This window comes from Hoeflea sp. AS60, from assembly GCF_038900115.1.
Lineage (GTDB): Bacteria > Pseudomonadota > Alphaproteobacteria > Rhizobiales > Rhizobiaceae > Hoeflea.
In genome coordinates, this window is sequence record NZ_JBBMQP010000001.1 from 990,025 (window position 1) to 1,001,644 (window position 11,620).

The window sequence follows — 11,620 nt, forward strand, 5'->3', positions numbered from 1 at the left end:
ACAGAATCGAATGTCGGATAGGGTGCAAGGCCGAATGCGCGTCAGTTCGCCTCAGCCGACCACCAGACTTCCGGAAACCCTAGCCCATAATAGGGAAGTTCCTCGGGGTGCATGAGTTTCTTGCGGTAGGCCACCTTTGCTGCTTTGCTGTAAAACAGCGGCACCACGTAGTGATGTGCCAGAAGCACACGGTCGAGTGCTCGAACGGCAGCGGTCTTTTCCTCGCGGGTTTGTGCGAAAATCACCATCCGGATCAATTGGTCCACCGCAGGATCGGAGATGCCCGCATAATTCCTCGATCCTTCGCGATCCACCGAAGCCGAGCCCCAGTAGCCGGACTGCTCGTTGCCCGGATTGAGCGTTTGCCCCCAGACATTCCAGATCATGTCGTAGTCGAAGCTTCTCACCCGATTGGTGTATTGCGAGGCGTCAACGGTGCGGATCCGGGCATCGATGCCAAGTTTTTTCAGACTGGCAACATAGGGCAGCACCGATCTTTCAAGCGAAGGGCTCGAAAGCAGGATTTCGATCCCGAAGTGCTCGCCGGTCTTCGCGTCGACAAGCCGACCGTCCTTCAGCTCATACCCGGCCTCCTTGAACAGTGTCAGCGCCTGGCGCAGATTTCCACGGGTCTTCTGTGGGTCGCCCCCAACCGGATTGGTGTAGGGTGTGGTGAAGACCTCTGGTGGCACCTGGTCCTTCAACCCTTCGAGGATTTCCTTCTCGCGGCCCTCCGGCAGGCCGGAGGAGGCAAGCTCGGTGCCCCAGAAGTAACTATCGACCCGGGCCAGCGCATCAAAGGCCAGATTGTGGTTCAGGTCCTCGAAATCAAAGGCAAAATTGAGCGCTTCGCGAACCCTTACGTCCTTGAACTTGTCCCGACGCATGTTGGGCACCATCGCCTGCATGATGCCGACAGCGCGGAGCGGGTTCTCGATTTCCTCGCGCTTGATGTCACCGTTGTTAACGTCCGGGAAATCATAGGCAGTTGCCCATTTGCTGGCTGAATTTTCCTGCCGGTAATCGACCGTGCCGGCGCGGAAGGCTTCGAATTCAACATTTGAATCGGAAAAATAGACATACTCGATACCGCCAAAATTGTGCTGCCCGACATTGGAGTTGAGATCCTTGGCCCAATAGTCGTCGCGCAGCTCGTAGCGGATTGTCGATCCGGCATTGAAGGATGCGATCCGGTAGGGGCCCGATCCCATCACTGGTTCAAGCGTCGTGCGGCTGATGTCGCGCACGTTGCCGTCCTTGTCGGTGCCCTCCCACCAATGTTTGGGAAGGACAAGGATCTGGCCAAGGATCTGCGGCAATTCCTTGTTGTTGTTCTCGTCAAACAGGAAGGTCACCTCCCGCTCGCCCGTCTTCTCGGCGGAGACAACGTGGGAATAGTAATTGGCCTGAAGCGGATTGAGTTCCTTGGCCTTGTCGAAACTGAAAACCACATCATCCGGGGTCACGGGCTCGCCATCGGCCCATCTGGCTTCTGCGTTCAGCCGGAACGTGACTTTCGAAATATCGTCGGGAAAGGCAATGCTCTCGGCCAGCAGACCGTAAGACGATGAGACCTCGTCTTCCGAAGATTTCATCAGCGTGTCGAAGACCAGACCCAGTCCCACTGCCAGTTCGCCCTTGGCCAAAATCGGATTGAAACTGTCGAAGGTGCCTTCCTCGGACAATTTCAATGTGCCTCCCTTTGGAGCCTCCGGATTCACATAGTCGAAATGGGCGAAGCCGTCGGCGTATTTCGGCTCTCCGATCGTCGCCGTGGCATGGCGCCATGCAGGTTCTTCGGCTCTTGAAGGAATAGCTGACACGAACAGGCCGGCCAACGCCAGCATGAGAGGAGCAATGCGGATGGTCATTTTGGCGGGGCCTCCCGTAATCTTTACAATGCAAAAGAGAATAGGCAACTTCTGCCTCGGTTACAGGGGTTAACCCGAAAACAGTCCGAAATTGTGATTTTTACAGCAGTCTCTGAGGGCAGAAACAAGCGAGCGTCAAACCACGGCACCAAAGACATACCCAACGCCGGATGTGATGGCCATGGCAACGATGCCCCAGAAAGTCACGCGCGCGATCCCCTTTGGCACACTCGCACCGCCGGCTTTCGCCCCAAGGCCGCCAAGAACCGCGAGCACGACCACGGTGGAAATCACCACGGACCACATCAACATTTCAGGGGGTGACACCAGAACGGCTATGATCGGAGGTGCCGCGCCAATTGCAAAAGTGAACGCCGAAACGATCGCGGCCTGCAGCGGTTGTGCGGACGTAAGGTCTGATATGCCAAGTTCTTCCTTCGCATGCGCTCCCAGAGCGTCCTTCGCAGTCAGTTGCCTGGCAACGCTCAGGGCGGTGTCTGGCGCTACACCACGGGCAATGAACGACTCCGCGAGCTCCTGAAGCTCCAGGTCCGGTTGCTCGACCAGTTCCCGCCGTTCTCTCGCCAGATCTGCATTCTCTGTATCTGCCTGAGAACTGACGGATACATATTCCCCTGCGGCCATCGACATCGAACCGGCCACAAGGCCCGCAATGCCTGCCGTGAGAACTTCACCGGTGGCAGCGGAGGCAGTGGCGACCCCGAGCACCAGGCTGGCGATGGAGACGATGCCGTCATTGGCCCCCATGACCGCCGCCCGGAGCCAGCCGATCTTGTGGACACTATGATTTTCGGAATGCAGTCTGCTCATCGCAACCAACCATCTGTTCGGGTTTCCCCATGGTAGCACGTCGCATGAACGAACCCTGTGCCATTTGCATGAATTCCATCTTTTCAACCGGGATGGACACAGCATCACAAAGAGGCCGGGAACATAACAAAAAAGCCGGGCACATGGCCCGGCTTTCAAACTCTCGAATGTCTTGCTTACTCGGAAGGCAACGGTGCCGGAGTGTCGCCAAGCGTACGAAGATAGGCGATCAGGTCTGCCCGCTCTTCAACTTTCTTCACACCGGCAAAGCCCATCGCCGTGCCCGGGATGTACTTTTTCGGCGCAGCCAGGAATTCGCTGAGGTGCTGGTAATCCCATTCGACGGAACCGCCCTGCGAGAATTCTGTCATGGCGGAGGAGTAGTTGAAGTCCGCATGGGAGGCGACCGGCCGATTGACGATGTTCCACAGGCCAGGTCCGACCTTGTTGGCGCTTGCTGCATCATTGCTGTGGCAGGCGGCACATTTCTTGAACACTGATTCGCCCTTGGCGGGGTCTGCGCTGGCGAGAAGCGGCACAATCATTTCAGGCGCAGCTTCTTCAGCCGGGGCCGCGGTGTCGCTGCTGCCTTCTGCCACTTCGATGGCAAAGCCTTCGGTTTCCGGTTCCGGTGCTTCATAGATACCTTCCGAAACGATCGAAAGTGTCATCACAACAAACAGGATACCGAGAAAAGCGCCCGCCGCCGAGTTGAAATATGAGGAGTTCATGTTCCGTAGCTCCATTTTGGTTCGGCGTCCCGCCCAGTTTCCTGCAATAACCGAACCAGTCTTGAAATCGCGCGGAACCTATGTCTTTTGCAAGTTCGTTGCAACACCGTTTGTAACAGCGGCGGTGAGACTTTTTGACACTTGTGCCGCAAACAGGGGAAGAGATGCGCCATGGCAGCAGGTTCGGAGCATACGCTCGTTATTATTCCGGCCCGAATGGCGTCGGCCCGGTTGCCCAACAAGCCGCTTGCGGACATCGGTGGCGAGCCAATGGTGGTCCGTGTGGCGCGTCAGGCCGCACTCGCCGATGTTGGCCGCGTGGCTGTCGCAACTGATTCGCGCGAAATTGCCGATGCGGTCGAGGCTGCGGGTTTTGAAGCGGTCATGACCAGCGCTGATCACCAGTCCGGCTCGGATCGGGTGTTCGAAGCTGCTACCATCATGGATCCGGATGCGAAGGCTCAGATCATTCTCAATGTTCAGGGTGACATTCCAGCCATCGAGCCGGAAACCATACGCCTGTCTGCCTTGCCGCTTGCCGGTTCGCCTGCCGACCTTGCCACGCTCGCTGTGGTCATTGCTGATGAGGCGGAGAAGACCAATCCGAGCATCGTCAAGGTTATCGGCACGCCGATTGGCGAGGGGCTTCTGCGCGCACTCTATTTCACACGTGCAACGGCGCCCTATGGCGACGGCCCGCTCTACCACCACATAGGACTTTATGCCTGGCGCCGTTCGGCATTGCAGCGATTTGTATCACTCAAGCCTTCAACGCTTGAGAAACGCGAATCGCTCGAGCAGTTGCGGGCGCTTGAAGACGGCATGCGCATTGATGTGGCGATCGTTGACTCGGTGCCTCTGGGTGTCGATACTCCGGCCGATCTTGCCCGCGCCCGCCAAATCCTGGCACCCAAATAAGCGCATATTTCTCAAAACGGACAGACCCGATGACCGCTTCCACCAACCGCATCGCCTTTCAGGGCGAGTTTGGCGCAAATTCTGATATGGCGTGCCGCGACATGTTTCCCGACATGGATCCCTTGCCTTGCGCCACGTTCGAAGACGCGTTCAACGCGCTGACCCAGGGTGATGCGGATCTGGCAATGATTCCGATCGAGAATACCATCGCCGGTCGTGTTGCCGACATCCATTACCTGTTGCCGGAATCGCAACTGCATATTGTCGGCGAGTATTTCATGCCGATCCATTTCCAGCTGATGGCGCTGCCCGGCGTCGATCTCTCGGAGATCCGCACCGTGCACAGCCATGTTCATGCCGTCGGACAGTGCCGCAAGATCGTCCGTGCCAATGGCTGGAAAGCCGTTGTTGCCGGTGACACTGCCGGCGCCGCGCGGCTGGTGTCCGAGAGCAACGACCGGACCATGGCAGCCCTTGCTCCGCGCCTTGCCGCAGACCTCTACGGCCTGAATATTCTGCAGGAAAACGTCGAGGACACCGAAACCAACGTCACCCGCTTCGTCGTGCTGTCGCGTGAGACCAGGACCCCGCCGCGCCCTGTGGCCGGTGAGGTGGTTGTCACCACATTTGTCTTCAAGGTGCGCAACATTCCCGCAGCCCTTTACAAGGCGATGGGCGGCTTTGCCACCAATGGCGTCAACATGACCAAGCTTGAAAGCTACCAGATCGGCGGCAAGTTCTTCGCTACCCAATTCTACGCCGATATTCAGGGACATCCGGATGAAGCGCCTGTGGCGCGCGCCATGGAGGAACTCGGCTTCTTCTCGAAGGAGTTGAGGGTCCTGGGCGTTTATCCGGCCCACCCGTTCCGCCTCGCGCAGAACGGATCACATGCGGAAGAGGCGGAGGGCTGAAGAAGGCCGTTATCGGCCCCAGTCTAGCCAGTCGCGCATCAGCCGGTGCGCGATCGCGCCCGGTGGCGGCGCAGAGGCATCCGCCTCACCCAGCGTCGATGCCAGCATCGCCTCTGTCTCGGTACGATCAAACCAGCGGCAATCTTCCAGCTCATTGGTATCGCGGGTAATTTCCAGGCTCTCGGCTTCGGCGAAGACGCCGATCATCAGAGTGTGCGGCATCGGCCACGGCTGGCTCGCGTGATAGCGGACCCGTCCAACCTTGATGCCGGATTCTTCCATCGTCTCGCGCCGGACGGCGTCTTCCATGGTTTCACCGGGCTCGATGAAGCCGGCCAGACAGGAATACATCCCCGGTGGGAAATGCGGACTGCGCCCCAGCAGGCAGCGGTCGCGGGCTTCGTCGACGGTCAGCATGATGGCAACGGGATCAGTGCGCGGAAACACCGTGTGCTCGCAGGCCCTGCATTTCCGCCGATAGCCGCCCGCCTCCGGGGTCATCAGGCCGCCGCAGACGCCACAATGCCGGTTGGCCAGCGCCCACGAAACCAGGCTGGTGCCTTGTGCATAGGCGCCAAGCGTTTCCTCATCCATTAACGCTTGCCGGTAGACAGACCTTGTATCAATGGCCTTGAAAGGTTCTGGCAGGTCGTCGGGCTCAATCCCCACCGGCATTGCTATGCGCGCCGCATTGGCCGCATCCCAGCCGATCAGCACTGCGTCGGCGTTCTTTGGCTGCATCACGGCCAGATCGGCGGCCGTAAGCAAACCGTCCGGCCCGTCACCATCGACCCGCATTGCCAGCCGGCCTTTGGTGATGGCGAAATAACGCGTTGCCGGATTGTTGAGTGCTTCGCCCAGTTCCGTCTCGCTGCGGTGTTCGGAACGCCGGTCAAGCTGGTTGCCGGCAAAAGCCACCAGACGGCTGGCTTCGCCATGCGGTGCATCATGGTCAAAGAGGGAAAATGTCATGAATCAGAGGGCCTCGAGAAGTCTTTCGATAAATGCGGAGCGGGCGTTTGCGTCCCAGGGCGTGGCTTGGCCATGACCCCAGACCGGTCCGGGCCAGGCCGGATCGCCCTCGTTGCGGGCAATGATGTGAAGATGGAACTGGCGAACCTGATTGCCAAGGGCGCCGATATTGACCTTGAGGCATTCGGACGCTTCCTTGAGCGCCTTGGCGGCAATTGCCGTCTCGAAGGTCAGCATCGTCTGATCGAGCGGAGTCATGTCGAATATCTCGGTAATACCGTTGCGCTGCGGGATCAGAAGCACCCACGGCCAGCGCGAATCCTCCATCAGCCTGAGTTGGCACAATCCCAGCTTCATCAGCAAGGTGGTGTCCCGTTCGAGACGTGGATCGAGAACAAAATCAGACATGGGGACTACCGCCGGACAGGGTTGGAGAACAACTCTAGCAGTTTTTTTCGGCTCTGGCTTGCTTTTGCCTGTCTGATTGACGATATGTGGCCTCGGGAGGTTGGTGGTGGACGAGCCACTCGCCAACCGGGTCAGGTCCGGAAGGAAGCAGCCCTAACGAGCTCGGCACGGGTCACCGTGCCAGCCTCCCACCCTTTCGCCCGCGCCTTGCTGCGGTGTCCGCTTGAGCGAGCACGCAGCAGTCACTGCAAGTCTTTTGCGGTAAGCAGCAGCTCCCGTGATTGACGGGACTCGACCGGGGTGCAAACATTCCAATTGAATGGCCATCGGGCCAGCGCGAGGGCGGCACGAGGATCATGGACGAAACAACCGGCACGACCATAGTTTCGGCGGGGGCAAACTCCGAGAGCCAGGCGGCGTACCGGGTTCTGGCGCGAAAGTACCGTCCCAAGGATTTTACCGACCTGATCGGCCAGGAGCCGATGGTCCGCACCCTGACCAATGCCTTTTCCTCAGGCAGGATTGCCCAGGCCTGGATGCTGACCGGCGTCCGCGGTGTCGGCAAGACCACCACCGCCCGCATTCTGGCGCGGGCGCTGAATTACCAGACCGCCGAAATTGACAAGCCGACCATCGATCTGACGGTTCCGGGCGAGCATTGCCAGGCCATCATGGAAGGCCGCCACGTCGATGTGATCGAGATGGATGCGGCCTCGCACACCGGTATCGATGATATTCGCGAGATCATCGAGCAGGTGCGCTACCGGCCGGTGTCGGCGCGCTACAAGGTCTACATTATCGACGAAGTGCACATGCTCTCCACGCAGGCCTTCAACGGCTTGCTCAAGACGCTGGAAGAGCCGCCGGCCCATGTGAAGTTCATCTTCGCCACCACCGAAATTCGCAAGGTCCCGATCACCGTGCTGTCACGCTGTCAGCGCTTTGACCTGCGCCGTATCGATTCGGGTCTTCTGGTTGCCCATTTCAAGAATGTTGCCGGTCAGGAAGGCATCGCGATCGATGACGAATCGCTGGCCATGATCGCACGCGCCGCCGAAGGCTCTGTGCGTGATGGCCTCTCCCTGCTCGATCAGGCGATCGCCCATGGTGGCGGCGCTGTCGACGCCGAGGCGGTGCGCTCCATGCTCGGTCTCGCTGACCGGTCCCGCATTGTCGGCCTGTTTGGTTCGCTGATGGCGGGCGATGTGGCCGGAGCGCTGGAAAGCTTCCGCGATCAGTATGATTCGGGCGCAGGCCCGTCGGTGATCCTCACCGATCTGGCGGATTTCACCCATCTGGTGACCCGGCTCAAATTCGTGCCGGAAGCCGGCGAGGATCCGTCGCTGACCCAGACCGAACGCGAGAGCGGCGCGGATTATGCGGTGAAGCTGTCGACCGTCATTCTCTCGCGCGTCTGGCAGATGTTGCTCAAGGGCATTTCTGAAACCGATACCTCGAGCCGGCCTGCTGCTGCAGCCGAGATGGCCTTGATTCGCATCGCCCATGCGGCAAGCCTGCCGTCGCCCGAGGATGCCTTGAAGGCTTTCCAGAACTCTGGCGGTGGATCAGCTGATGCCGGTGGGCAGTCGTCCGGAAGCGGCCCGTCGGGCGGCGGTGGGGCAACGGCCCGAGCCGTCGGTGAACGCCGGATGCCGCAGGGCGGTGGTGGAGGGCAACCCTCTATGCGTCTCGCCCACTCCGCCGAGCCTACGGTTGCCGCGCCGGCTGTTGCCGAGCCAGTTCAGGAAGTTGTCATAGGCTCGCTTGAAGATATGGTGGCGCTTGCCGAAAAGCATCGCGATATCGCCATGAAGGTCCAGATCCGCACCGGTGTGCGGCTTGTCAGGATCGAGCCTGGCCGTCTGGAGATCAATCTCGCTCCTGATGCAAGCTCAAGCCTGCCCGGCGAGTTGATCAAGAAGCTAAGTGACTGGACCGGTGCCAAATGGTCCGTGGCACTCAGCCGCGAAGAGGGCGCGCCGACGATTTCCGAGAGCGAGACCGCCAAGCGGGAGGCGCTGGTCAGCGACGCCCGCCAGGATCCCGATGTCGCAGCCATTTTGGCCCGCTTTCCCGGCTCTCGCGTCACCGATGTGCGCATCCAGGTAACCGAGGAGAGCATTGCTGGGGATGCATTGTCGCCATCCGAAGACGGGGACATTCTGCCAGACGAAACCGAACCCGACGACAGCTCGGACTGACAGGCGCGTATCGGTCCATTCGACCGGAGCGAAGCCGGCAAACTAAACTCGAAAAGGAGACCTAGATGAAAGACATCATGGGAATGATGGGCAAGATCAAGGACATGCAGGCCAAGATGGAGCGCATGCAGGAAGAGCTCGCCGAGCTCGAATGCGAAGGCGTGGCCGGTGGTGGAATGGTCACCGTGCGCCTCTCGGGCAAGGGCCTGATGAAAGGCCTCTCGATTGACCCATCAATGTTCAAGGAAGACGATGTCGAGATCCTCGAGGACCTGATTGTCGCCGCTCACAATGATGCCAAGGCCAAGGTCGAAGCCATGATGGCCGAGCGGACCAAGGAACTGACCGCCGGGCTGCCGATTCCTCCCGGCATGAAACTGCCGTTCTAGGCTTTTGCCCGCGAGTGTCACCCGGGAGTGTCAGTTGTCTATAACTGGAGAATGAGATGCAGAAGCGTGTAACGGGGCCGGAGATCGAGCGCCTGATCCAGCTGCTCGCCCGCGTCCCCGGGCTCGGGCCGCGCTCTGCGCGGCGCGCTGCACTTCACTTGATCAAGAAGAAGGATCAGCTGATGGGCCCGCTGGCGCTGGCGATGAACGAGGCCTTTGACAAGGTCCGCATCTGCTCGACCTGCGGCAATGCCGACACATCCGATCCCTGCACCGTGTGTACTGACCCGACACGCGACCAGAGCGTCATCATCGTCGTCGAGGATGTTGCCGATCTCTGGGCGCTCGAACGTGCGGCTGCAATGAATGCCGGCTATCATGTTCTCGGCGGGACCCTGTCGCCGCTTGATGGCGTAGGCCCCGATGATCTGTCGATTGCCCGGCTGGTTGACCGCGTGGCGGCTGGCGGTGTTCGCGAAATTCTTATCGCGGTCAACGCCACCGTCGAAGGCCAGACAACGGCGCATTACATCACCGAACAATTGACCGGCTTCGACATCAAGGTCACTCGACTGGCGCATGGCGTGCCGGTTGGCGGCGAACTTGATTACCTCGATGAGGGTACGCTGGCGGCAGCCATTCGCGCCCGCACCGCGTTCTAGGGGAGTAAAGTATGCCCAGGTTCTTCAACCCCGACACGATGCCGAAGCCGGCTTCCAATTATGTTCAGGTCGTCGAGATGGTTTCGCCGGGCCGCCGCCTGATCATCTCGGGGCAGATCGGCGTCACGCCGGATGGCAAGATGCTTGCCGGCTACCGCGCTCAGGCCGAACAGGCCTGGCGCAACGCCATTGCGGGCCTTGCGGCCTGCAACATGCAGATCACTGATATCGTGGCGATCAGGGTCTACGATGTGGCCCCGGGTGATGTCGGCGCCTACCGCGAGCTCCGGGATCAGTTCCTTGAGGGCCACGCGCCTGCCTCGACCTATGTTATCGTCGCGGGCCTCGCCCATCCTGATCTGTTGACGGAAATCGAGATCGAGGCGTTCTCAGAGCATTGAGCGACTGGTTCTTGTTGTGCCATTTTCCCGACACGCCGCTCGGGTTAGGCTGGTTCCATGATTCGCACCCTGCTTCTGACCCTCATCCTTGCCTTCACAGTGACCGTTTCTGCGGTTTCATCGTCCCATGCGGCGACCAAGGCCGGGGTGGAAGCGCAATTCCGCCAGTGGCTCGAAACTGATCTTTGGCCGGAAGCCAAACGGGCCGGGGTCTCCAAAGCGGTCTTCGACAGCGCTTTCTCCGGCGTCAATCTTGACTGGGACCTGCCGGATCTGGCGCCGCCCGGATTTCCCAAGCCCAAAGCCCGCGCCCAGAGCCAGGCTGAATTCAGAAGCCCTGGCGCCTATTTCAGTGAAAAGCGGCTTCAGGGCCTCGCTGCCTCTGGCCGTTCACTGATGAAGCAGCACGCGGGCCTCTTGCGAAAGATCGAGGACCGCTATGGCGTTCCGGCTTCCATCATTGTCGCCATCTGGGGACGTGAATCAGGCTTCGGCCGCGCCAAGATTCCTCATTCTGCAGTAAGGGTGATCGCCACCAAGGCGTTCATGTCAACGCGGCCCGACCTGTTTCGCAAAGAAATACTTTCCGCGCTCCAGATCCTGCAGCGCGGCGACATTGGCACTTCCGCGATGAAGGGGTCTTGGGCGGGCGCCATGGGCCAACCGCAATTCCTGCCGTCGAGCTATCTCGACCACGCGGTTGATTTTGACGGTGACGGCAAGCGGGATATCTGGAATTCGAGCGCCGATTCGCTCGCGTCTATCGCCAATTATCTGGCCCAGTCGGGCTGGGTGCGCGGCCGCGACTGGGGATTTGAGGCCGTCATCCCCGAAGGCGTCACCTGTGCGCTGGAAGGGCCTGACCGGGCCAAGCCGATCAGCGCCCTGACCGATATGGGCATCATTCGCATCTCCGGCAGGCCGTTTCCCGATCACGAGCGCCGGGCGCCCGGAATGGTGCTGGTGCCTGCAGGGATCTACGGTCCGGAATTCGTCGTCACCCCGAATTTCTACGTGATCAAGGAATACAACAACTCCGATCTCTACGCCCTGTTCATCGGCAATCTGGCCGACCGCATGGCCCATGGTGGCGGCGCTTTCGTCACGCCCTGGCAAAACAGCGGATCCATGCTGCGATCCGACATCGCACGACTGCAGTCTTCGCTGGAAACGCAGGGCTATGATGTCGGCGGGGCGGATGGCTTGCCGGGCTACAAGTCACGCCGGTCCATCGGTGAGTGGCAGGCTCGAAATGGTCAGAAGCCCACATGTTTCCCAACGCCGGCCCTTCTCGGGACCATCCGGTAGCCGTCTTCTGTCGA

12 protein-coding genes and 1 other RNA gene are annotated in these 11,620 nt (G+C 60.0%); 8 read left to right on the forward strand and 5 right to left on the reverse strand.

The window, feature by feature from the left end; all coding sequences use genetic code 11:
- Positions 1 to 41: 41 nt before the first annotated feature.
- From WNZ14_RS04675 to WNZ14_RS04685, 3 genes are all read right to left on the reverse strand, one after another.
- On the reverse strand, positions 42 to 1,847 hold the full coding sequence (locus WNZ14_RS04675) for an extracellular solute-binding protein (protein WP_342868512.1): 1,806 nt from the start codon (positions 1,845 to 1,847) through the stop codon (positions 42 to 44).
- Positions 1,848 to 2,006: 159 nt separating this feature from the next.
- Positions 2,007 to 2,702, reverse strand: coding sequence for a VIT family protein (locus WNZ14_RS04680; protein ID WP_342867431.1), 696 nt, complete (start codon positions 2,700 to 2,702; stop codon positions 2,007 to 2,009).
- 176 nt (positions 2,703 to 2,878) lie between these two features.
- A complete protein-coding gene (locus WNZ14_RS04685; protein ID WP_342867432.1) occupies positions 2,879 to 3,433 on the reverse strand; it encodes a cytochrome c family protein in 555 nt (184 codons plus the stop codon).
- Between the two features lie 171 nt (positions 3,434 to 3,604).
- Between WNZ14_RS04685 and WNZ14_RS04690 the strand changes: the two genes are divergently transcribed.
- Together WNZ14_RS04690 and WNZ14_RS04695 are read left to right on the forward strand one after the other, a co-directional pair.
- Complete coding sequence (locus WNZ14_RS04690) at positions 3,605 to 4,351, forward strand: 3-deoxy-manno-octulosonate cytidylyltransferase (protein ID WP_342867433.1); 747 nt, start codon at positions 3,605 to 3,607, stop codon at positions 4,349 to 4,351.
- 29 nt (positions 4,352 to 4,380) lie between these two features.
- Positions 4,381 to 5,265, forward strand: coding sequence for a prephenate dehydratase (locus tag WNZ14_RS04695; protein ID WP_342867434.1), 885 nt, complete (start codon positions 4,381 to 4,383; stop codon positions 5,263 to 5,265).
- A gap of 9 nt (positions 5,266 to 5,274) precedes the next feature.
- Here WNZ14_RS04695 and nudC read toward each other — a convergent pair whose 3' ends face one another.
- Positions 5,275 to 6,237 (reverse strand): NAD(+) diphosphatase, encoded by a 963-nt coding sequence (gene nudC, locus WNZ14_RS04700; protein ID WP_342867435.1) that lies wholly within the window; start codon positions 6,235 to 6,237, stop codon positions 5,275 to 5,277.
- Positions 6,238 to 6,240: 3 nt separating this feature from the next.
- The gene (locus WNZ14_RS04705) at positions 6,241 to 6,645 is read right to left on the reverse strand and encodes an HIT family protein (RefSeq protein ID WP_342867436.1); all 405 of its coding nucleotides are present in this window, start codon (positions 6,643 to 6,645) and stop codon (positions 6,241 to 6,243) included.
- Positions 6,646 to 6,740: 95 nt separating this feature from the next.
- Between WNZ14_RS04705 and ffs the strand changes: the two genes are divergently transcribed.
- The 6 genes from ffs (at position 6,741) to WNZ14_RS04735 (ending at position 11,606) form a co-directional block, all read left to right on the forward strand.
- Positions 6,741 to 6,837, forward strand: an RNA gene (gene ffs, locus WNZ14_RS04710) — signal recognition particle sRNA small type.
- A 164-nt stretch (positions 6,838 to 7,001) separates the two neighbouring features.
- Positions 7,002 to 8,846: a DNA polymerase III subunit gamma/tau gene (locus WNZ14_RS04715; protein ID WP_342867437.1), complete on the forward strand. Its 1,845-nt coding sequence runs from the start codon at positions 7,002 to 7,004 to the stop codon at positions 8,844 to 8,846.
- 65 nt (positions 8,847 to 8,911) lie between these two features.
- Positions 8,912 to 9,235, forward strand: a complete 324-nt coding sequence (locus WNZ14_RS04720; RefSeq protein ID WP_342867438.1) for a YbaB/EbfC family nucleoid-associated protein — start codon at positions 8,912 to 8,914, stop codon at positions 9,233 to 9,235.
- A 56-nt stretch (positions 9,236 to 9,291) separates the two neighbouring features.
- Complete coding sequence (gene recR, locus WNZ14_RS04725; RefSeq protein WP_342867439.1) at positions 9,292 to 9,897, forward strand: recombination mediator RecR; 606 nt, start codon at positions 9,292 to 9,294, stop codon at positions 9,895 to 9,897.
- Positions 9,898 to 9,908: 11 nt separating this feature from the next.
- The gene (locus tag WNZ14_RS04730; RefSeq protein ID WP_342867440.1) at positions 9,909 to 10,298 is read left to right on the forward strand and encodes a RidA family protein; all 390 of its coding nucleotides are present in this window, start codon (positions 9,909 to 9,911) and stop codon (positions 10,296 to 10,298) included.
- 57 nt (positions 10,299 to 10,355) lie between these two features.
- Positions 10,356 to 11,606, forward strand: coding sequence for a lytic murein transglycosylase (locus WNZ14_RS04735; protein ID WP_342867441.1), 1,251 nt, complete (start codon positions 10,356 to 10,358; stop codon positions 11,604 to 11,606).
- Positions 11,607 to 11,620: the final 14 nt, after the last annotated feature.